The sequence below is a fragment of the Streptomyces sp. NPDC017520 genome, assembly GCF_044329855.1.
Taxonomy (GTDB): domain Bacteria; phylum Actinomycetota; class Actinomycetes; order Streptomycetales; family Streptomycetaceae; genus Streptomyces.
On record NZ_JBIRKB010000017.1, the window covers coordinates 73,128 to 93,658 of the forward strand.

Annotated in this window: 19 protein-coding genes; 2 read left to right on the forward strand and 17 right to left on the reverse strand. The window is 70.4% G+C overall.

Annotation, left to right across the window (positions count from 1 at the left end):
- The first annotated feature begins 44 nt into the window (after window positions 1-44).
- The gene (locus ACH4KB_RS30930) at window positions 45-803 is read left to right on the forward strand and encodes a haloacid dehalogenase type II (protein ID WP_398069179.1); all 759 of its coding nucleotides are present in this window, start codon (window positions 45-47) and stop codon (window positions 801-803) included.
- 29 nt (window positions 804-832) lie between these two features.
- Here ACH4KB_RS30930 and ACH4KB_RS30935 read toward each other — a convergent pair whose 3' ends face one another.
- The 16 genes from ACH4KB_RS30935 to ACH4KB_RS31010 form a co-directional block, all read right to left on the reverse strand.
- The gene (locus ACH4KB_RS30935; RefSeq protein ID WP_398069181.1) at window positions 833-1,750 is read right to left on the reverse strand and encodes an oxidoreductase; all 918 of its coding nucleotides are present in this window, start codon (window positions 1,748-1,750) and stop codon (window positions 833-835) included.
- Between the two features lie 136 nt (window positions 1,751-1,886).
- Window positions 1,887-3,524 (reverse strand): hypothetical protein, encoded by a 1,638-nt coding sequence (locus tag ACH4KB_RS30940; protein ID WP_398069351.1) that lies wholly within the window; start codon window positions 3,522-3,524, stop codon window positions 1,887-1,889.
- A 409-nt stretch (window positions 3,525-3,933) separates the two neighbouring features.
- Window positions 3,934-4,581, reverse strand: a complete 648-nt coding sequence (locus ACH4KB_RS30945) for an OmpA family protein (protein ID WP_398069183.1) — start codon at window positions 4,579-4,581, stop codon at window positions 3,934-3,936.
- An 8-nt stretch (window positions 4,582-4,589) separates the two neighbouring features.
- Window positions 4,590-5,207 (reverse strand): hypothetical protein, encoded by a 618-nt coding sequence (locus tag ACH4KB_RS30950; protein WP_398069185.1) that lies wholly within the window; start codon window positions 5,205-5,207, stop codon window positions 4,590-4,592.
- A gap of 34 nt (window positions 5,208-5,241) precedes the next feature.
- Window positions 5,242-5,859 (reverse strand): pilus assembly protein TadG-related protein, encoded by a 618-nt coding sequence (locus ACH4KB_RS30955; RefSeq protein ID WP_398069187.1) that lies wholly within the window; start codon window positions 5,857-5,859, stop codon window positions 5,242-5,244.
- A complete protein-coding gene (locus ACH4KB_RS30960) occupies window positions 5,859-6,089 on the reverse strand; it encodes a hypothetical protein (protein WP_398069189.1) in 231 nt (76 codons plus the stop codon). Before ACH4KB_RS30960 ends, ACH4KB_RS30955 begins: the two co-directional genes overlap by 1 nt.
- A gap of 204 nt (window positions 6,090-6,293) precedes the next feature.
- On the reverse strand, window positions 6,294-7,325 hold the full coding sequence (locus ACH4KB_RS30965) for a response regulator (protein WP_398069191.1): 1,032 nt from the start codon (window positions 7,323-7,325) through the stop codon (window positions 6,294-6,296).
- Between the two features lie 26 nt (window positions 7,326-7,351).
- Entirely contained in the window at window positions 7,352-8,758 is a 1,407-nt protein-coding gene (locus ACH4KB_RS30970; RefSeq protein ID WP_398069194.1) for a sensor histidine kinase, read from the reverse strand.
- Between the two features lie 178 nt (window positions 8,759-8,936).
- Window positions 8,937-9,824: a type II secretion system F family protein gene (locus ACH4KB_RS30975; protein ID WP_018956136.1), complete on the reverse strand. Its 888-nt coding sequence runs from the start codon at window positions 9,822-9,824 to the stop codon at window positions 8,937-8,939.
- Window positions 9,825-9,866: 42 nt separating this feature from the next.
- On the reverse strand, window positions 9,867-10,811 hold the full coding sequence (locus ACH4KB_RS30980; protein WP_398069196.1) for a type II secretion system F family protein: 945 nt from the start codon (window positions 10,809-10,811) through the stop codon (window positions 9,867-9,869).
- Between the two features lie 10 nt (window positions 10,812-10,821).
- Window positions 10,822-12,159, reverse strand: coding sequence for a CpaF family protein (locus ACH4KB_RS30985; protein ID WP_003966653.1), 1,338 nt, complete (start codon window positions 12,157-12,159; stop codon window positions 10,822-10,824).
- Window positions 12,160-12,268: 109 nt separating this feature from the next.
- Window positions 12,269-12,676, reverse strand: a complete 408-nt coding sequence (locus ACH4KB_RS30990; protein ID WP_398069353.1) for a TadE/TadG family type IV pilus assembly protein — start codon at window positions 12,674-12,676, stop codon at window positions 12,269-12,271.
- A complete protein-coding gene (locus ACH4KB_RS30995; protein ID WP_398069355.1) occupies window positions 12,673-13,020 on the reverse strand; it encodes a septum formation initiator in 348 nt (115 codons plus the stop codon). The genes ACH4KB_RS30990 and ACH4KB_RS30995 overlap by 4 nt, the downstream gene beginning before the upstream one ends.
- A 291-nt stretch (window positions 13,021-13,311) precedes the next feature.
- Window positions 13,312-14,625: a CpaE family protein gene (locus ACH4KB_RS31000; protein WP_398069198.1), complete on the reverse strand. Its 1,314-nt coding sequence runs from the start codon at window positions 14,623-14,625 to the stop codon at window positions 13,312-13,314.
- 7 nt (window positions 14,626-14,632) lie between these two features.
- Window positions 14,633-15,340, reverse strand: a complete 708-nt coding sequence (gene cpaB / locus ACH4KB_RS31005; protein ID WP_398069200.1) for a Flp pilus assembly protein CpaB — start codon at window positions 15,338-15,340, stop codon at window positions 14,633-14,635.
- 282 nt (window positions 15,341-15,622) lie between these two features.
- Window positions 15,623-16,489 carry a hypothetical protein gene (locus ACH4KB_RS31010; RefSeq protein ID WP_398069202.1) on the reverse strand — a complete coding sequence of 289 codons (867 nt, stop codon included), beginning with the start codon at window positions 16,487-16,489 and terminating at the stop codon, window positions 15,623-15,625.
- Between the two features lie 731 nt (window positions 16,490-17,220).
- Here ACH4KB_RS31010 and ACH4KB_RS31015 point away from each other — a divergent pair.
- Window positions 17,221-18,951, forward strand: a complete 1,731-nt coding sequence (locus ACH4KB_RS31015) for a chitinase (RefSeq protein WP_398069204.1) — start codon at window positions 17,221-17,223, stop codon at window positions 18,949-18,951.
- A 163-nt stretch (window positions 18,952-19,114) separates the two neighbouring features.
- Here the strand turns inward: ACH4KB_RS31015 and ACH4KB_RS31020 are convergent, their stop codons facing one another.
- Complete coding sequence (locus ACH4KB_RS31020) at window positions 19,115-20,425, reverse strand: Nramp family divalent metal transporter (protein WP_398069206.1); 1,311 nt, start codon at window positions 20,423-20,425, stop codon at window positions 19,115-19,117.
- Window positions 20,426-20,531: the final 106 nt, after the last annotated feature.

Genomic DNA, 20,531 nt, shown 5'->3' on the forward strand with positions numbered 1-20,531 from the left:
TTGTGGTGTTGTCCGGACGACCCCCCCTCGGAGGAGACCCCACCATGGCAGAGCTGAAGATCGACGCCGTCGTGTTCGACGTACTCGGCACGCTCGTCGACGAACCCGCCGGACTCCGTGCCGGCATCCGCACACTCGTCGATGAATCCGCCGGACTGCGTGCCGGCGTCCGCGCGCTCGATCCGCCACTCGACGCCCCCGGCGCCCCGGACGCCCCGGACTCCGCCGGGACCGAGCGGCTCCTGCTGCTGTGGCAGCGGCACATCGAGCGCGAGCAGCGCCGCGTCCTCGACGGCGACCGGCCCTACCTGCCCAGCGATCTCCTCGACCGGGAGGCCGCCGGGCTCGCCGCGGAGGCCGCGGGGGTCGGGGATCCGGCAGCGGTGGAGGCGCTCGCCCGCTCGGCCCGCCGCCTCCCGCCGTGGCCCGACACCGTGGCGGGGCTCGCCCGGATCGGCGGGCGCTTCCCGCTGATCGGCCTCTCCAACGCGAGCCGGACGGCGCTGCTGGAGCTGAACGCGCACGCGGGCCTGCGCTGGCACCAGGCGCTGTCCGCCGAGGACGCCCGCGCTTACAAGCCGGACCCGGCGGTCTACCGGCTGGCCGTCACCGGTTCCGGGGCGCCGCCGGAGCGGCTGCTGATGGTCGCCGCCCACGCCTGGGACCTGCGCGGCGCGCAGGCGCTGGGCCTGCGCACGGCCTATGTGGCCCGCCCGGTCGGCGACCCGCCCGCCTCCTCGGACCGGTTCGACCTCTACGCGGAGGGGTTGGCGGACCTGGCGGAGCAGCTCGGGGTGTCCTAGACAGTGCGGGGCCCGTCGAGCCGGGTCGGTCAGCCCGTGCCTCCGTTGCGGTGGAGGGCTTCCAGGACGGTCAGTTCGTCGTCGGACAGCCGCAGGGCTCCGGCGGCCACGTTGGCGGTCAGGTGGTCCGGGTTGCCGGTGCCGGGGATGGCGAGCACATGGGGTCCGCGGTGGAGCGACCAGGCCAGCCGGATCTGCGCCGGGGTCGCACCGTGCGCGCGGGCGACGGTGAGCAGCGCGTCGCCGTCGGCGTCCGGGGAGGCGCCCGCCTCGCGCCCGGCACCCGCGATGGAGTAGAAGGGCACGAAGGCGATCCCCTGCTCACCGCAGGCCCGCAGGAACGCGTCCTGGTCCGGCGGTGATCCGAGCCCGTACTTGTTCTGCACGCAGACCACCGGTGCGATGGTGCGGGCTTCGGCGAGCTGGGCGGGGACGACGTTGGAGATCCCGAGATGACGGATCAGCCCGGCCTCGCGCAGTTCGGCCAGCGCACCGAACCGCTCGGCGATCGAGTCGGTTCCCACGACGCGCAGGTTCACCACGTCGAGGTGGTCGCGGCCGAGCTGCCGGAGGTTCTCCTCCACCTGCCCGCGCAGCTGTCCCGGCGTGGCATGGGTCTGCCACTCGCCCGAGGAGTCGCGGCACGGTCCGACCTTGGTGGTGATGACCAGGTCGTCGGGGTAAGGGGCGAGCGCGCTGTTGATCAGCTCGTTGGCGGAACGGAGTCGCGAGAAGTAGAACGCGGCGGTGTCGAGGTGGTTCACGCCGAGTTCGCGGGCTCGGCGCAGCACTCGTATCGCACGGTCCCGATCGCCCGGCACCGCGTCGACGTCGAATGCTTCGCCCTGCTGCGGCAACCGCATCGTCCCGAACCCGATCCGGTTGACCACGAGGTCGCCCAGGGTCCAGGTGCCCGAGGCGGCGGCGGCGATCGTCTCTGATGTCATGCCCGGATGATCTCAGGGCGGGTGTGGCACCAGCAATGAGATGCGCGGCGGGACGCGGTCCGGGAGCGTCGGAAGGACCGAAGCCCGGCCCGCGTCCGCTTCCGCCTCCACTTCTCAGGACAGCCGCCTCCACTTCTCAGGACAGCGGGCAGGTGAGAGGGAGGACGCGTTCGGTCAGCCGGCCGCTGAGGACGGTGACGGGGTCGGTATTGGTGTCGGTGTCGGTGTCGGTGTCGGTGACAGGGTCGGCATCGGTGCGGACGGTGTCGGTGTCGACCGCCTCCGTCAGCCAGTCCGCCGCGGTCAGCCGGTCCACCACCTCACGGAGGTCGCCGGGAGCGATGGCGCACCAGGAGGAGAGGGCTTCCACGTCGAGGCCCTCGCCCTCGGGCCCCAGGCGTCCATCGGCTGTGACGCCGGTGGCCAGGGCCAGGGCGAGGAGGCGTGCGTCGGCCGTGGTCTTGCCCTTGCGGAGCTTCTTCTCGCCGACGACTCGCTGGGCCCAGCCGCTGAGCTTGGGGCGCATCTTCCTGCCGAAGGTGAACGGGCCCGGGTTGCTCTCGTCGGGCGTCAGGGACGGCACGTCGATGCGGGTGGGGTTCTCCGGGCGGGAGGCGATCAGCTCCTCGACCGTACCGGCGATTTTCAGCCAGCCGCACTCCAGCAGTTGCTCCACCAGGTGTTCGGGTTCCGCCAGGGGCAGCCCCTTGAGGTCCTGCCCGACGAGGTTGCCGGTACCGGACTGCGCGGTGCGCAGCGTCAGCATCACCACCAGCAGGCGGGCCTCCGGCCCCGGCAGGGGCGCGTGGTCGGCCACGTGGGCGAGGACGGCCCGTGCGTGATCCCACTGGGCGGGCGCGGTCAGAAGCCGGGGCACAGCGGGGCCTTCGCCTTCCGGGGCTTCACCGATGCGGTGCAAATGCTGGAGACGGGCGGTGGCGGCGGCCTGTTCGGCTCGCTGGGCGTCGAGGCGGAGTCCGGTGTCGGCGGTGACTTCGGCCCAGGCGCTGAAGGCCTTCGCCTTGCGGGCGTGGAGGTCGGCGAGCATCGCGAGGTCGGGTTCGGGGCGCTGCTGGTAGGCGCGGAAGAGTTCGCCGAGTTCGGTCAGTTCGTCGCGCAGGGAGATGGGCCGAAGGTCGTGCGGGACGAACCGCTGAGCGATCCTTCCCCGCCGGGCGCGCTGCCGCGCCGGCCTCGGGGGCCGCGGGGGCCTCTCGGACCGGGGGGCCGGCACCTCGTGCGGGGGGTTGGCCCCGGCGGCGCTGTGGGAGAAGTGCGGGCCGACGGCCGACACCATCGACGCGGGGGCGGCCGCGGCCCGGGAGGGTGCGGACGGAGCCGTCCGGTCGAGAGCCGGGGCGGTCGCGGCGATCTTCGCGGTGGGATGCGCGGCGGCACAGCGCGAGCAGCACTCCATCACCTGCCACCAGCGCCCTCCCCGGTCCGTGACGACGGCCAGGACGACCGCCCCGCCGCACCTCCAGGGCGCGGGGCGCTCACGGGGTCCGGCGGGGCGGATGTGGGTGTGGCATTCCGCGGCCCGGCAGGCGCAGTACGCCGACGGGCTGGGGGCCGGGCCCGCGCGCAGGTGGGCCTTGAGGTGCTCGACCGCCGCCGTACGGCCGACGGCCGCGGAGGGCAGCACCTGCGCGGCGCAGGCCGGGCGGCTGCACGAGACGCGTACGTCCGCCCGGCCGCGGCCGACAGGGTCCAGCCGCACCGTCCAGGTGCGTCCCGTCACCCGCTCGTTCGTCGCGTGGGCCTCCACACCCATCACCCCTTCCGCCCTTCCTCGACGCCTGTTCGTCCGCGCACCCCGGCACACCCGCTGACCCACGTCTCCGTGGCGCACGGCGTGTCGCACCCCGCCGCACCTGCCGCCGGTCCTGATTCCGGCCCGGCCGCACGAGGGGCCCACCGCGTTCTTGTCCGTAGGGGATGTGTCTGATCCACAACGCAAACGACGGTCCGCCGTTCGGGTGACGGGCTCGGAGAGAATGTGGCTGGTTTACGGCCCTGCCGGACCTCCGGGCGGGCCGTCCGCCGCATCCGCCGTGTCTGCCATGTCCGCCATGTTCGCCATGTTCGCCATGTTCGCCATGTTCGCCGTAACGACGAACGGTCCGGCACGCGATGGTCGTCGCGCGCCGGACCGGGCCGTCTCCCGTGGGGTGCGCAGGAGGTCAGGACCCCGCGCCGCGCGGGAAGGAGACCTCCACGCGGCGGTTCTTCTTGCGGCCCTCTTCGTTGCTGTTGCTGGCGATCGGGTACTGCTCGCCGTAGCCCCGGATCTCGTACGTGATCGTGGCGCCGAGCTCCTTCGACAGGACCCCGTGCACGGCGTCGGCGCGCTGCTTGGACAGGATGTCGCCGTGGGCCGAGGAGCCGAGGTTGTCGGTGAAGCCGAAGACGCGGACCTTGGTCGCGTTCTGCTTCTTGATCTCGGCGGCGATCGCGGCGATACGGGCGTTGGCCGCCGAACCGAGCTTCGCGCTGTCCTTGCCGAAGAGGACTTCGGCCTGGAGTGCGAACTTGATGTCGGCGTTGCTGTCCTCGCGGCGTTCCTCGCCGCCGAGGTCCTCCACGACCTGGACGATGTCCAGAACCCGGCCGGGGGCAAGGGTGCCGCCCTCCGGCATCTTCAGGTCCGGGTCGTTCGGGTCGACGGGGACGGGCGGCTCCGACGTCGCCTCCGTCCCGGGCGGGACGCTCGGCCCGTCGTCGGCGTACGAGGGCGAGGCGCCGAGCAGCGTGGTGCCGGCGATCAGCACGGCAACCGCGACGGCTTGGCCCATGTGGTGGGCCGCCCGGGGGCGCTTTGTGGTCTTCATGGCCGCACTCACCCAGAAATCTTCAGCGAGGTGGTGGCGAAGGTCGGGAGAGTGAAGTCGACCTCGGTCGTGCCCTGCGGCGGGGCGGGGAACTGCATGAAGATTGGCGCAGACTTGCCGGGGGCGAGGGATGAGATCGCCGTGGTGCACAGGCAGCGGGAGTCCGTGTCACGGAGCACGTAGTAGCGCTTCTTCCCCACCTTGTCCACGAGCGTCGCGCCGGCGACGGAGTTGGGGTTCTTGTTCACCAGGTTCACCTCGGACCCGGACCACGCCGTGGTGATCCGTGCCTGGTCCCCCTCATTGGTGACTTCCCCCTGAACGGTGAGGAATCCGCCCGAGTCGCGCTTGGCCTCGTTGATCACCAGGACGAGCCCACCCATCCCCCGGGCTTCCGCGAGCTTCACGTCCGGGTCCACGTTCTCGCCCGCAGCCGTGTCCTCCTGCTGCGGCTCGCCCTTGTCCTCCGCAGAGGGGCTGGCCGGGGCGGACGGTGCGCTGGAGCCCTCGTTGCCGGGCTCCTCGCCTCCGTCATCGCCGCAGCCGGCGAGCGCGAGGGCAAGAGCAGCCGTCACGGAGACAGCCGCCATCGCCCTTCTGGTCGTCGTGGTCCGCCGCATGCTCATGGTCCGATTCCTCTACTAGTCGTTCGCTTCGCTGTCACTGGTCGACCAACCGCACATCGAAGAGAGTTCTGCCCACGCTCTCCCACAGCCCGGGCCGACCGATTTCGGCCGTCGCGATCTTGATGACATCGCCGCTCCTGCACGTGAAGATGAATGCCTCCGGGGAGCCGTCACTGTTGGCGTCGATGACTACCGGGTTGGGGCAGCGGAACTCGATGAGCGCGGTGGCCTTGGCGTTGGCCTTCTTGTTCTGTGAACCGGGGATCACCGGCGAGTCCACCGATTCGTGTCCCTCAACCTCGACCGTGATCTTGTCGCGCAGGTATCCGTGGGTTGGATAGCAGAGCTCCCTCTTCGCGTCGTTGGCCTCGGCAAGTCTCTGCGCCTCGGCGCAGGGCGGGGCGAAAGGCGCGATGAGGAAGGCATCCAGCGCGTTGCCGGGCAGCGAGCCGAGGAATCCGGGCCCGAAATCGGCGCGTGCCTTATGCGCGGCAGCCAGCGCGGCGGCGTCCGCCGCGCCCTGGGAACCGTTGCGCAAGGCCGAGGCCTTGCCCACAGCGAAGAAGGCCAACGCAAGGAAGAGCAGGCCCGCCACCATCACGATGTAGATGGGGAAGGCCTGCCCTGCGTCGCCGCGTGGACGTGTACGCATCAGCCAGAGGTGATGGCGGTCACCAGTCCGTCGATGCGCTCCGAGATGTTCCCACCGATCCCGGCTGCCGCAATCGCACCGATGATCGCCACAACCACCAGAATGATGCCCAGATACTCGAACGCCGTCTGCCCTCGGTCCTTCGCCGCGTAGCGCTTCTGGATGCTGCTGACGGCGGTGTTGGCCCAGCCGTTGACGCGGACGGCGGTCTTCAGGGTAATGTCCGACATGGTGGTCCCCTCCGGGTTCGGCCGACCGATTGCCGGCCGACTCGCACGTTCCTGCGGTGCCGCCCTCGGTACCGGCTTCCTCCCGGCCGGTGCCATTGACGACGTGAGAAACATACGGGAGAACCCCTACCGCCCCAGAGGGCCCGTGGGCCCATTCCCGGGCCCAAAAGGCTTTCTGCGTAGCCTCGTTGCGCGATCGCTCGGTCATGGCTGCCGCCCGGTGCTCCGGGGCGCGGTGCCGAGCCAGTGGGCGATCGCCTCGCTGCGGGTGGTGCTGTGGAGTTTCGTGAAGATGCGGTTGATGTGGTTCTTGACCGTCTTCTCACTGATGAAGCAGGTGGCGGCGATCTGCTGATTACTCATTCCGGACGCAATCAGGTCCATGACCTCCACCTCCCGCGAACTCAGCTTGTATTGCCGCCTGTTGGGGGCGGGCGCCGACCCCCCGGACAGAGAAGACTGTCCCACAGAAGGTTGCAGTTGCGAAAGACTTTCCGAATTTTCGAGGGGGCGTGGCGCCGGGTGCGCGGGGAGGGGCGCCGCCGTCAGGGCCGATCCGAGCCCCTCCGGCAGGGGGCCCCGGGGCGGAGCCGATCCCAGTCGCATGTGGGCCAGCAGGGCGTCGGCGGCCGTGGCGGTGAAGTTCGCGCGGCCGTCCTTCGTGTCGCGCACGGCACGGACCAGTTGGTCCGCGGTGAACTCTCCGTGCACCAGGTAGCCGCCCGCACCCAGGCGCAGCGCCTCGTGGACGATCTCGCTCTCCCTGTTGTACGTCAGCATCAGCACGGGCGCGAGGCCGACCAGGTGCGGCAGGGCCGAGATGCCGTCCACGCCGGGCATCCGGACGTCGAGCAGAACCACGTCGGGGCGGTGCTGGAGCGTCTTCTCGTAGGCCTCGCGGCCGTCCGCCGCCTCTGCGACGACCTGGATGTCCGCCCGACCCGAGAGCAGGACGCCCAGCCCCGCCCGGACCACCGGGTTGTCGTCCGCGACCACCACCCGGAGCCGGGCCGGTTCGGGAGCCGCGGGAGCCGGTGGGAAGGGCGACGCGGTGGGCCCTCCGAACGCGGGGTACGGGGTCGGCGCGGCCGGGTGCTGGATCGCAGTGTGCTGGTGTCCTGGCCGGCCGGCGGGACCGGGGGCCTGGGCGAGCGGGTTGGGCGACGACGTGTGCTGGGGGGCGTGGTGACGGGCCGACGCCCCATCGCGGTTCGTGGGGGTGACATCGTCCGGCATGCTGCGACCTCCTCTCAGGGTCGGGGTCATGGGTGGGGGGTCGTGACGTGCTCGGGCGCGAGCGACGGCGGGAGCGGTGGTGAGGTCTGCGGCGCGGGGGCGGGCGGGGAGGGCGGCGGGGTGTTCTCCCCGGCGGCCGGTCCCGTCAGCGCCGCCAGGGGGAGCTCCACTCTCACCTCCGTGCCCTTCTCCGCCTTCCCGCGGCCGATCCGGATGCGGGCCCCGATGGAGGCGGCCCGCTCCACCATGCCGACGAGGCCGAAGTGGCCGGCCCTGCGGAGGGTGTCGAGCGTCGTTCCGGCGGGGAGGCCGCGCCCGTCGTCGTACACGCTGATGCGCAGCATGTCGCCTTGCACGCCCGCGAGGACGATCAGGTAGGAAGGGCCCGCGTGGCGGTGGGCGTTCTCCAGTGCCTCGGAGGCGACGGTGAGGAGTTGCCGGGCGACCGCCTGCGGTACGGGCGGGACCGGGGTCTCTTCGGCGAGCCGGCGGAAGGTGGCCGTGACCGGGTGGCGGTCGGTGAAGTCCCGCGCCTGGGACGCCAGTTCCGCGACCAGGTCGACGCCGCCCTCCAGGCCCTGTTCCCGGCGCAGGTCGGTGAGCAGTTCCCGGGATTCGGCGGCGGCCCGGCGGGCGGCGCGGGCGACCAGTTCCGCCTGGAGTTTCACGGTGGGCGGGTCCATGCGCCCGGCCGAGCCCGCCAGTCCGTCGGCGGCCAGCGCCAGACCGTGCAGGGTCTTGGCGACCGAGTCGTGCATCTCCCGGGCCAGGCGGGTGCGCTCGCCCTCCACCGCCTCGTTGACCGCCAGCCGCGCCCGGGTCTCGGTGAGCGCCTGGGTGGCCGTCCCGAAGCGCAGGAGGAGGTTGCGCAGGGTGACCCCGACCGCCCCGGCGATTACGCAGAAGCCGGGCAGGAGCAGGGCCGGCGCCCCGCCCGGCTCCAGCTTCGGGACGCTCGCGTACACGCCGAAGACGATGACCACCTGGAGCGCCGCGAAGACCGCCGCACCGCGCCAGCCCTGGACCAGGCCGGCCAGCAGCGGGGTGCAGACGGTGACGTACGCGAGGGTCGACTCGGGGGTCGCCGTGATGAGCAGCAGCGCGCCGAAGGACACGTCGACGGCCAGGAGCCAGGGGTGCCGCAGGAGCACCGGGCCGAACCGCTCCCAGTCCCGGAACAGCAGGTACGAGCCCATGAAGGTGACCAGGATCGCCGAGCCGATGAACCAGGTGGGCAGGCCGGGAGCGGTACGGTCGATCGCGTACGGGGTCGCTATCGCGATCATCGCCAGGCGGAAGCCGAAGACCTGGCGGCACATCGCCTGGAGAGCGTTGACCTGGATGGCGAAGGCCGGGCGGGCCGGGGTTCCGGCATGGGCGCGGGTCAGTTCCGCCGTCAGTCCGGGCTGGGCTCCGCTGAGCTGGAATGCCATGTGCTGTCACCTCCGTCTCATTCCCCGTAACGCTCGTGCTCCGCACGGCCGGCCGACCGCTTCAGCAGGCGTTCCGGAACGTAGGAGTCCCGTCCCCATCCGGCCCGTCGTTCATGTCATCCGGCCCGTCGTCATGTGATCCCGTCCGTCATTCATGTCGTCCCGTCCGGCGTTCATCTCATCCGCCCGTGAGGGACGTGAGGTCGACGTCGGCTCCGTACACGAATCCGACAGTGAGGAGGAGCAGCGTGCCCGGGAGGAGGAACGTGGTCACCGCGAACGTGGCCTTCGGGACCGCCCTGGCCGCCTTGCGGCGGGCGTTCTGGGCGTCTGTGCGGCGCATGTCGTTGGCGATCTGGATGAGCGTCTCCACGATCGGCGCGCCCAGCTCCTCGCCCTGCTGGAGCGTCGTGACGAACATGGCGACCTGTTCGGAGTCGTTGCGTCTGCGGAGTTCCTCGAAGGCCTGGCGGCGGCTGACGCCCATGTCCATCTGCCGGAGCGTGATGCGCAGCTCGTCCGACCAGGGGCCCTCGTACTTCTCCGCGACCCGGTCGAGTGCCTGCCGGAAGCCGAGCCCCGCCGAGACGACGACGGCCAGGACGTCGAGGAAGTCCGGCAGCGTCCGCTCGATGTGCTCACGGCGCACCCGGATCGCCGACCAGATCCCGGCCTCGACCCAGAACAGGCCGAAGGCGACCATCAGGAGGGCCAGGAACAGCTGGCCGCGCAGGAGCATCGAGAACGCGCCGAGGACGCCCAGCGCGCCGTAGACGGCGCGGCGGGCCGCGTAACGGTCGAGGGTGAGGCCGCCGGGGTTGCCCGCCAGGTCGATCTGGCGGCGCTTCTTGTTGACGGCCTTGGGGCCCATCATCCGCAGCACCATGGGGGCCCAGCGGATGCCGAGGCGGTCGATGCCGGAGCCGACCGCGCTGGTGCGGGAGGCCCCGGACTCCAGGGCCACGGCCAGGTCGCCGGGGAGTTTGGCGTCGGCCCGGTACATCCGGATGCCGTGGATGGCCCCGTAGACGGCGAGGCCGACGACCAGGGCTAGCAGCAGGTCCATGTCCGTCCCCTTTCTTCCTGGTTCCTGGGCTCAGGCATCGGTTCAGACATCGATACGGGAGAAGCGGCGGATGACGACGAACCCGATGGCGTAGAGGACGATGGACACAACCACCGCCACCTGGCCGAAGAACGCCCCCGTCATCCGGTCCAGCGCCCCGGGCATGACCGCGTTCATCAGCAGCATCGCCCCGATTCCGAAGAGGGGTACCGCGTACGCGGTCACGGTGACCTGGGAGAGCTGGGTCTTGACCTCGCGGCGGGTCTCCTTGCGCTCCTCCAGGGTCTCGGTGAGGTTGCGCAGCGAGCTGACGACCGTACCGCCGGCACGGTTGGAGAGGACCAGCGTCGTTACCAGGACTACCAGTTCGCGGGAGGGGAGCCGGTCGGTCAGCTCGCTCAGCGCGTCCTCCAGGGGCTCGCCGACGGCCAGCCGCCTGGCGACCCGGGCCAGCTCCTCGCCGGCCGGGTTTTCCAGTTCCTCGGCCGCCATCGACAGCGAGGTGCGCAGGGCAAGGCCCGCCTGGGTGGCGTTGGCGAGGATGCGGGAGAGCTCGGGGAGCTGGTTGATGAAGCGCTCGGTGCGCTTGACCCGTTGCCAGTTGAGGAACGCGTTGGTACCCCAGAGGCCGATCAGTGCGGCGACCGGGCCGAAGAACGCGGCGAGTATGGAGGAGGCGATCATCCAGAGCCCCGCCATCGCGACGACCGCGTAGACGAAGAACTCGCCGGGGGTGATGTCCATGCCGGTCGCCGCGAGCTTCAGCTCCAGTCTCCGGCCGAGCGCGGTGGCGCGCAGTCTGCGGTCGAAGCCCTTGAAGCGGCGGGGGCGGCCCGTCTCCGGGATCTGCCCGACGTGGGAGAGCCGGTCGACGAGGGCGTCGCGGTCGGCCTTGCCGCCGGAGTAGGAGTGCAGGCCGATCACGCCGAGCACGCAGGCCAGCAGCGTGACGCCGACGGTGACCAGGGGGAGGTTGACGTTGTCCATGGCTCGGTACCTAGTTGGCCTCTCGGGTGGCGAGTTGTTCGGCGGACTGGGCGACGCCGAACGCCTGCGGGATGGGCTGACTGGCCAGGTAGAGGCGCTCGGCGAGCTTCCGGGGCAACGGGAGGTACTGGAAGTCGCCGTAGATGCGGCCGTCGGGGGCCATCGGCTGTGCGTTGAACCGCGCGACCGTGACGATGCGGTACGGGTCGCGGCCGTGCGAGTCGAGGACGGCGATCTCGGTGATCTTCCTGGTGCCGTCGGCGTGCCGGGTGAGCTGGACGATCACGTCGACGGCGCTGTTGATCTGGTCGTGCAGCGCCTCGAAGGGGATCTCGACCTCCGACATCGAGGCGAGGGTCTGGAGACGCATCAGCGCGTCCTCGGCGCTGTTGGCGTGCACGGTGGCCAGCGAACCGTCGTGACCGGTGGACATCGCCTGGAGCATGTCGAGGGACTCGCCGCCTCGGACCTCACCGACGACGATGCGGTCGGGGCGCATACGCAGCGAGTTGCGGACCAGGTCGCGGATGGTGATCTGGCCCTTGCCCTCGACGTTCGCCGGGCGGGTCTCCAGCCGGATGACGTGGCTCTGCTGGAGCTGGAGTTCGGCGGAGTCCTCGATGGTGACGATGCGCTCGATGTTCGGGATCAGCCCGGACAGGGCGTTGAGGAGGGTCGTCTTGCCGGTGCCGGTGGCCCCGGAGACGATGATGTTGAGCTTGGCCTGCACCAGCCCGGCGAGCAGGACCAGCATCTGTTCGTCCAGCGAACCGAAGCCGATCATCTCCTGGAGCGTGAAGGAGCGGGGGAACCGCCGGATGGTGAGCGTCGCGCCGGTCAGCGAGAGCGGCGGGATGATCACGTTGACACGTTCACCGCTGGGCAGGCGGGCGTCGACCATCGGGTTGGACTCGTCGACGCGGCGGTTGACGGTCGACACGATCCGCTCGATGGTCTGCATCAGCTGTTCGTGGGAGCCGAAGCGCATCGGGAGCTGTTCGACCCTGCCGTTGCGCTCGACGAAGATCTGGTCGGGGCCGTTGACCATGATCTCGGTGATGGACGCGTCCTCCAGGAGCGGTTCCAGGATGCCGAGTCCGAGTGCCTCGTCGACGACGCGGCGGATCAGCTGCGAGCGTTCGACGGTGGAGAGGACCGGGCCCTCGCGGCTGATGATGTGGCCGAGGACGCGCTCCAGCCGGGCCCGCCGGTCGGCGGCGGCCAGCGAGGACATCTCCGCGAGGTCGATCTCCTCCAGCAGCTTGGCCCGGTAGGTGGCCACCATGTGGCCGTCCTCCCGTGCCCCGCCCTGTTCCTCAGGAGCGGTCATGCGTGCCCGCAGGCTCATCGGCGTAGCTCTCCTCGGTGTTCGCGGACGGTGCTGGTCCGACAGGTCCGGTCCGGCCCGGGTCAGGGCCGTACGTGGGGGGGGTGGGGGGAGGGTGGAGGCGCGGGGGTCAGGAACCGATCCTGGACTTCTCGTTGGGCATGGTCGTGCTCCGCTCGGCCCACCAGTCGTCCAGTCCCGGCACCACGGAGGGCACCTTGACCCGGACCGTGACCGTGATGTCCTGCCCGCCGCTCCTGCGGTAGCGGAATCCGCCCTCCTTCACCCAGTCGCTCACGGCGTCGCGGGCGTTGGACCGACCGCTCCCCCGGGCGTCCACGCTGGCTTCCGTACGGGCTCCGGCGCGCGCGGCCGTACCCGCCTGGTTGGCGGCGTACGCGGCCAGGCCCAGCTGGATGGCCGCCATCGCGACGAGAAGCAGCAGGGGGAGGAAGCCGAGGTACTCCATGGCGACCTGGCCCCGGTCGTCCCTCGCTCGTACGGAGCGGGTGCGCCCGCTGTACGGATGTTCCGTCACCACCGCTGGTCCTCCTTCGGCGATCCCGCCCTGCCCTTGATCTGCGTGTCGAGGTCGAAGAGGCCCGGCACCAGCACGGGAACCTTCAGCCTCACCGTGGTCTCGTATAGGCGGCTGCTGCTCCCGTCGCAGCGGATCCGGGCACCGTCCCTCCAGGCGTCGGGGAGGTCCTTCAGCGCGCCGGCTCGACAGGCCGCCCCCGCCCCGTACTCCGCCCCGCTGCCCTTGCGCGCGCCCACGTCGGCCGCGTTGCCCGCGAGGCTGAAGGTGTAGCCGATCAGGGCGCACTCCCAGAGCACGAGCATGATCAGGATGATGAAGGGGGTCATGCCCAGGAACTCGATCGCGGTCTGTCCCCGGTCCCGGTCCCGGTCCCGGTTCCAGTTCCGGTCGTGGCCCCGGTTCCAGTTCCGGTTCCGGTCCCGGTTCCGGCTCCCGGTCCCATTTCTGTCCCCGGCCCCGGTCCCGGTCCCGTTTATGTCCCCGGCCCCGGTCCCGGTCCCGTTTATGTCCCCGGCCCCGGCCCCGGTCCCGGTTCCGTTCCCGGCCCCCGGCCTGTTCCCGTACCAGCGGTCACGTAGGGCGGTGATCCGCCCCCGTATGCCGCTTCGTGCCGTCCTTGTGGTGGTCATCGCTCAACGTGTCCCCTCGGAGTCTCCGAGTCCACGGCCGGAGCCGTCGCGCCGGCGGCGCGGGCGTCCGATCGAGCCCCGGTCGTTCTTCGGAGCGCCGCTGTTCCGCTTGACCAGGGCGCCGCCGCTCTTCTTCGCCGTCGCGCTCTCCTTGACGATGCCCAGCTCTCCGGCCAGGCCCCAGAGCGCCTGCTTGACCGTGCTCTTGGCGTCCAGTTCGTGCAGGCGTCCGGAGTCGATGGACGCCTGGAGTTCCTTGAAGTTCGCGGGGATCGCCGCCGACGCGACCCGGGTGCCGGTGATCTTCTGGATCAGCGGCGGCTGGATCTCCGTGTTGCGGGTGAAGCGGTTGACGAGGGTGATCGTCTCCTCGGCCTTGCGGATCTGGAGCCGTTCCCACATCCGTACGATGCGTTTCGCGCCGCGCACCGCGATCACGTCCGGGGTCGTGACCAGCAGGGCCACGTCCGCCATCTCGATGGCCGCGGCGTTGGCCCCGTTCATCTGGCCGCCGCAGTCGATGACGACGATCTCGTAGCGGGTGCGGAGCGCGCTGACGATCTGACGGGCCGAACGGTCGCTGACCTCCTCGCCGCGTTCGCCCTCGCCGGGGGCGAGGAGCAGGGCGAGGCCGGTGGAGTGGGAGAACACCGCGTCCGACAGCACCCGGGGCGAGATGTCGGTGATCAGGGCGAGGTCGACCAGGGAGCGGCGGAACTGGACGTCGAGGAACGAGGCGATGTCCCCGGTCTGGAGATCCATGTCCACCAGCGCCACCGTGTTGCCGGACGCCTGCGCGGCCAGGGCGAGCTGGATGGCGGTGACGGTCGCGCCGACGCCGCCCTTCGCGCCGGTGACCGTGACCACCGTGCCGCCGGGGCCGGTGAAGACGTCGTTCGCGGAGGTGAGATGGCGGCGTACGCCGGAGGACCACTGGGCGGCCGCCTGGACCCGGTTGGCCAGCTCCTCGTAGCTCAGCGGCAGGGTGACCAGGCCGCGCGCCCCGGAGTCCATCGCGTCGGCGAAGAGGCTCGGACTGGCGTCCGCGGTGATCAGGACGACGCCGACGGACGGGAACCTCATCGACACCTCCCGGATCAGCTCCAGGGCCGGCACCGGGCCGATCCGCTCGTGGACCAGCACCACCTCGGGCAGCTCGTCGATCGCCTCGCCCGCGAGGCGGGCCAGGGTGTCGATGAGCTGGGTGGAGTCGCCGACCGGGGTCGCGGGTTCGGCGTCGGGGAGCTGGCTGAGCAGGGTGGTGACGGAGCGGGCCGCGTCGAGGTCACCGACGGCGGGGAGGATTCTGGTGGTCATCCCATCCTCACTTGTCCTTGTCGAGCGTGTAGGTGCGGTCCCCCGGACGGATGGTGCCGTCGCTGCCCGGGGCGACGAGCGCGAGACGCACGTGCTCCGCGAAGGACTCGGCGTAGGCGACGCGCTGGGTGTCCAGCGTGTTCAGGGCGAAGGTGATCGGCACGGCCTCGGTCGCCCGGGTCCCCCGGTCGTCCGCGCTCGGGTCCAGAGGGGTCAGCTCGCCGACGTCCAGCACCTTGGCGTTGGAGACGATGACCTTGGACTGGGCCGCGTCGCCCTGCTCCTCACCGGCGAACGTGGCGTAGATGTTGACCGTCGCGCCCGGTGTGATCTTTCCCGCTACGCCGGTGGAGGCGTCGATCATGATGGCGATCTCCTGCTCACCTGCACGGAGTTCGGGCTTGCGGACCATCATGTCCGACTGGAGCAGGGAGCCTTCGCGGAGCTCGGTGACCGCGATCTTCGACTCGACCTCTCGCAGGTCGGTCACGGCGTTCTCCGATAGCCAGCGTTTGGGCATCTTGATCTTCTCGAACTGGCCGCTGTTCAGGGCTGTGTACGGGGCCACGTTGGTCTTCAGCTGGTACGCCGTCACCTCGGGTCCGACCTTCGAGTTGACGTCGCTGATCACCGAGAGCACGCCGGCGAAGGCCGCGAAGGCACACAGGACCGACAGGAGCAGGAGTATCACGCCGCGGCGCTGGCGGGAGTTCATGGTCCGGACAACCTCGTTCGAATCGGATGCGTGGGGCGGACTGCGGACAGACGGAGCGGTGCGGGGTGGTGCGGATCGGTGCAGCGGTTACACGCATACGTCTGCGGTGGAGCGGTCAAGCGGTCGAGCGGTGGACGTGGAGCGGTTACGCGCTTACATCTGCGGTGGCGCGCTGCTGCGGGCCGACCGGAGCGGGGACGGTCTCGTGCGGGGAGTGCGAGGAGTGCGGGGAGTACGGGCAGGAACCGGGAGGAGCGGGTCCTGCGGGGAGGAGCAGTCTCGCTAGGGGCCCGGTGATTCGCCCGCCCCGTGGTGGAGGACACCGGTGAGCAGCGCGCGGTTCTCCGAAGCCGCGAGAGGAGCGGAACAGAATGCGCAACGGTCGCCGATGAGTTCCATGGCGCACCAGTGGCACTTCTCCCGGCGTACGGAGGAGACCAACTGGTAGAGCACGGACAGGTCCGGGAGATGGGCGGCGAACTCCACCAGCTTTCCCGTGCCCCACCAGCGCGGTGAGTCGGACGGGACCGTGGCGTCGTGAATGGCCTGGACCTTCCAGGCAGGCGCGAGGGTCTCCTGTACCCAGTCCGACTGCAGATTCCCTTTGGCGACCAGAAGATGCGTACCAAAAACCGGCCCCGTCGGCGGTTCGACGGTCGGGCCCACCTTCACCAACTGCGACTCGGGTCCGGCGAGCACGGCGAACTGGGATCCGGGAACCCAGGACGTGGCGTGGCTCTTGAGGCTGACCGGGACCCGGTCGAGCCGGGCGACGGAGTTGAGGAGTGCACCCGCGTAGATGTAGTGCGAGAGCAGCCGGGCGGCGGAGGCGACCACCCCGGGGCTGAAGTCGCAGATGGACAACTGACGGAGCTGGCGCACCAGTACGGCGAGGCCGAGGGGCGGGAGGTCCACCTTGACCAGGGCGATCCGGTCGCTCTCCAGCACCGAGCGAATGGAGTGGAGGCGACGCTCGTGCTCGGGCCGGATGCCCGAGGGATAGAGGGCGATCACATACCCGTGCTGTTCCAGCAGCAGGTGCATGTCGCCGATCGCCAGCTCCAGCGTCTGGGCCTCGGGGGCCTGGAGCAGAGCGGCGGTCGGCGTCTGCTGGTCGGTGGGCGGCAGCACCAGGTCTGCGCTCGTCACTGCTATTGCGGTCGGCACGCTCTTCCCCGTTTCGGCTCCGGTCGACGTGGGGACGTCGGCCGCAATCGCTCCTGACTCCGTGCTCCTGACTCAGCACTTTAGCCACGTCTCACCAGGCAGAGAACAGTTACCGGAGACCAGTACGGCATCATGCGAACACCGTTCCTACGGGGCCCGGGTGTTAAACAGGACGAAATCGATTCCGAGCAACTCCGCTGTCATCGCGGAGCGTTACCGAAGCCTGCGTCCGGCTTTCGATCAGGTATCCATTCGCGCACGTCAGACTGGATTCCGAGCCGTCGGCCTCCTTTTCGTAAGGGCGTTTCCGTGACCGTCGGAGGATCGCCCACAAGATCACCCTTGCGGGGGGCGATGTGCGGGCGCGGGGCGTTTCCCGGCGGAGAACACCTCCGTCCGGCACCCTCCCCGGGGCCTCGCGCGCCCCGCCGTCGACCCGGCGGCACGACCTCGCACTCCCGTTCGCTGAAGGCGTTTTACCGCCAGAGGTCTTGACAACTTGATTGGTCTGGACCAGTTTTATGCGCCAAGCGGTGGCCACCGCCCCCGGCCGGACACTCCATGTTCAACGGCCCGGTTCCCTACCCCCTTGTACCACCGCCGTACGACATCCCCGCTTCGCCCGGCCCACCGCGTGCAGCCCGGCCGCCCCTCGTCCGCCCGGCACTCCTGCACGACCCCCGCCAGGCCACCAACTCCCCACGGAGGAACCAGTGGAACGCTCCGCAGGCAGCAGTCACAGAAGGCGTCGTCGCTCCCGTCCCGTCCTCGGCGGCACCATGGCCGTCATCGCGGCCGCGGCCCTGACCGTCACCGGACTCGTCAGCACCGCCCAGGCCGCCGACGTCAACAACGCCAAGAACGCGGGCTTCGAGTCGGGCCTCGCCAACTGGACCTGTTCAGGGAACAGCGGGACCGTCGTCTCCTCCCCCGTGCACGGCGGTACGTCCGCGCTGAAGGCCACCCCGGCCGGCCAGGACAACGCCAAGTGTTCGCAGGCCGTCAAGGTGAAGCCCAACTCGACGTACGCGCTCAGCTCCTGGGTGCAGGGCAGCTACACCTACCTCGGCGTGAGCGGCACCGGAACCACCGACGTCTCCACCTGGACGCCGGGCTCCGCCACCTGGACCAAGCTGTCCACCAGCTTCAAGACCGGCGCGAACACCACCTCGGTGACCGTCTACACCCACGGCTGGTACGGGCAGGCCGCCTACCTCGCCGACGACTTCGAGGTGACCGGCCCCGACGGCGGTGGCGGCGAGGAGCCCGGCCCGGTCATCCCGGCGACTCCCGCGGGCCTCGCGGCGGGCGCCACGACCACGTCCTCCGTCGCCCTGTCCTGGAACGCGGTCTCCGGCGCGACGGGCTACAAGGTGTACCGGGACGGTGTGCAGGCCACCACCTCCACCGGAACCTCGGCGACGATCACGGGCCTCACCGCGGACACCGCCTACCAGTTCTCGGTGAGCGCCACCAACGCGGCCGGTGAGTCGGTCAAGTCCGCCGCCGTCAGCGCCCGTACGGCGAAGGAGGGCACGGGTCCCGGCCCCGGTCCCTCCGTGCCCAAGCACGCGGTGACCGGCTACTGGCAGAACTTCAACAACGGCGCGGCCGTCCAGAAGCTCAGTGACGTCCCGGCCGACTACGACATCATCGCGGTCTCCTTCGCGGACGCCACGGCGACCCAGGGCGCCGTCACCTTCAACCTGGACACCGCCGGGCTGAACGGCTACACCGACGCCCAGTTCCGGTCTGACATCAAGGCCAAGCAGGCGGCCGGCAAGAACGTCATCATCTCGATCGGCGGCGAGCTGGGCACGGTCCGCGTCGACAGCGACGCATCCGCGACCGCGTTCGCCAACTCGGTGTACGCGCTGATGCAGGACTACGGCTTCAACGGGGTCGACATCGACCTGGAGAACGGTCTCAACGCCACGTACATGACGAAGGCGCTGCGCCAGCTGTCGGCGAAGGCGGGCCCCGGGCTGGTCCTCACGATGGCTCCGCAGACCCTCGACATGCAGTCGACCTCGGGCGAGTACTTCAAGACGGCGCTCAACGTGAAGGACATCCTGACCGTCGTCAACATGCAGTACTACAACAGCGGTTCGATGCTCGGCTGCGACGGCAAGGTCTACTCGCAGGGCTCGGTGGACTTCCTCACCGCGCTCGCCTGCATCCAGCTGGAGGGCGGCCTCGACCCGTCCCAGGTCGGCATCGGCGTCCCCGCCTCCACCCGCGGCGCGGGCAGCGGCTACGTCTCCCCGTCGATCGTGAACGCGGCGCTGGACTGCCTCACCAAGGGCACCAACTGCGGCTCGTTCAAGCCGTCCAAGACCTACCCGTCGCTGCGTGGTGCGATGACCTGGTCGACGAACTGGGACGCGACGGCCGGGTTCGCCTGGTCGAAGGCGGTCGGACCGCACGTCCGCAGCCTGCCGTAGCGCCACGGCACCACCCGGAACCCCCAGCCTGCCGTAGCGCCACCGCACCATCCGGATCCCGCAGCGCCGCCGCTCCCCCGGCGGCGCTGCGGCGTTACGTCGGCGACCACCCGGTCACCCCGGGCCCCCAGCCACCAGGTCACGGGTTCCCCAGGTCACGGGGTCACCAGGGCAGTTCGCGCACCTGCTGGACGCACAGCACGACGAACAGCAGCCCGGACAGGGCGAGCATCCCGTTGCTGAGCCATCCGTTGCGCCATTCCCCGGGCGTACGGGAGGAGTTGAGCAGCCAGAGCAGGGTCACGGCGAGGAACGGCATGAAGAACGCGCCGAGCACCCCGTAGGCGATGACCAGGCCGAAGGGCTGGTCCAGCCAGAGCAGCGTCATCGGCGGGAAGGTCAGCCACAGGAGGTACGCGCGGAACGGCAGCGACCGCTGCCGGCGCTCGGCGACGTCCGGACCCTCGTGCTCCTCGGCCTTCGCCGCACCGGCCGCCGGGGCCCGGAACCGCTCCACGAAGTCGGCGAACATCAGGCTGACCCCGTGCCAGACGCCGATCAGCGACGAGAACGACGTGGCGAAGAAGCCCACCAGGAAGAGCTTGGCGGTGCCGGCGCCGAAGCGGTCCTCCAGCACCCTGCCCAGATCGATCAGGCCCCGGTCGCCGGAGGTGAGGGCGGTCTGGGAGGCGTGCAGCAGCTCGGCGCCGACGATGAGCATCGCCACGACGAAGACCCCGGTGGTGATGTAGGCGACCCGGTTGTCGAGCCGCATCACCTTCATCCAGGAGGAGTTGCTCCAGCCCTTGGCGTTGACCCAGTACCCGTACGCGGCCATGGTGATCGTGCCGCCGACGCCGCCGATCAGCCCGAGGGTGTAGAGGAGCGAGCCGTCCGGGAGCACGGGCAGCAGCCCGGCGAACGAGGCCCCGACGTCCGGCACGACGCGGGCGGCCACGTAGACGACCACCACGAACATGATGCCGACCAGGACCGTCATGACCTTCTCGAAGACGGCGTACCGGTTGAACCAGACGAAGACCAGCCCGATCAGCCCGGTGACGATCGCCCAGAACTTCAGCCCGGGGCCGTCGGGGAACAGCGCCACGATGGGCAGGGCGCTGGAGGACATGGCCGTCGCCCCGTAGAGGAAGCCCCAGAGCACGACGTAGACCGCGAAGTACACCGTGGTCCAGGGGCCCAGGCTGCGCCAGCCGTCGAAGAGCGTCCGGCCGGTCGCCAGATGCCAGCGGCCGGCCGCCTCGGCGAGCGAGATCTTGACGACGCAGCCGATCACCGCCGCCCACATCAGGGTGTATCCGAACTTGCTGCCCGCGATGAGCGTCGCGACCAGGTCACCGGCCCCGACGCCGGTCGCCGCGACGACGATGCCGGGGCCGATGTACTTCCAGCTGGACTTCCGTGGTCGGGAGGCCTGCTCCCCTGTCCCTGTGGTTGCGCTTGTCTCCGCCATGCCGATCAAGGAAGCGCAATCGGCGGGGCAGCACAAGGGGCGCGCACGGAACCGGCACACACGGGGAGGGGGAACGACCCCGTGTGTGCCGGTTCGCCGAGGGCTG

Coding starts and splice junctions, on each gene's coding strand:
- ACH4KB_RS30930 (WP_398069179.1), top strand. CDS start 45: ATGGCAGAGCTGAAGATCGACGCCGTCGTGTTCGACGTACTCGGCACG.
- ACH4KB_RS30935 (WP_398069181.1), bottom strand. CDS start 1,750: ATGACATCAGAGACGATCGCCGCCGCCGCCTCGGGCACCTGGACCCTG.
- ACH4KB_RS30940 (WP_398069351.1), bottom strand. CDS start 3,524: ATGGGTGTGGAGGCCCACGCGACGAACGAGCGGGTGACGGGACGCACC.
- ACH4KB_RS30945 (WP_398069183.1), bottom strand. CDS start 4,581: ATGAAGACCACAAAGCGCCCCCGGGCGGCCCACCACATGGGCCAAGCC.
- ACH4KB_RS30950 (WP_398069185.1), bottom strand. CDS start 5,207: ATGAGCATGCGGCGGACCACGACGACCAGAAGGGCGATGGCGGCTGTC.
- ACH4KB_RS30955 (WP_398069187.1), bottom strand. CDS start 5,859: ATGCGTACACGTCCACGCGGCGACGCAGGGCAGGCCTTCCCCATCTAC.
- ACH4KB_RS30960 (WP_398069189.1), bottom strand. CDS start 6,089: ATGTCGGACATTACCCTGAAGACCGCCGTCCGCGTCAACGGCTGGGCC.
- ACH4KB_RS30965 (WP_398069191.1), bottom strand. CDS start 7,325: ATGCCGGACGATGTCACCCCCACGAACCGCGATGGGGCGTCGGCCCGT.
- ACH4KB_RS30970 (WP_398069194.1), bottom strand. CDS start 8,758: ATGGCATTCCAGCTCAGCGGAGCCCAGCCCGGACTGACGGCGGAACTG.
- ACH4KB_RS30975 (WP_018956136.1), bottom strand. CDS start 9,824: ATGGACCTGCTGCTAGCCCTGGTCGTCGGCCTCGCCGTCTACGGGGCC.
- ACH4KB_RS30980 (WP_398069196.1), bottom strand. CDS start 10,811: ATGGACAACGTCAACCTCCCCCTGGTCACCGTCGGCGTCACGCTGCTG.
- ACH4KB_RS30985 (WP_003966653.1), bottom strand. CDS start 12,159: ATGAGCCTGCGGGCACGCATGACCGCTCCTGAGGAACAGGGCGGGGCA.
- ACH4KB_RS31000 (WP_398069198.1), bottom strand. CDS start 14,625: ATGACCACCAGAATCCTCCCCGCCGTCGGTGACCTCGACGCGGCCCGC.
- cpaB (WP_398069200.1), bottom strand. CDS start 15,340: ATGAACTCCCGCCAGCGCCGCGGCGTGATACTCCTGCTCCTGTCGGTC.
- ACH4KB_RS31020 (WP_398069206.1), bottom strand. CDS start 20,425: ATGGCGGAGACAAGCGCAACCACAGGGACAGGGGAGCAGGCCTCCCGA.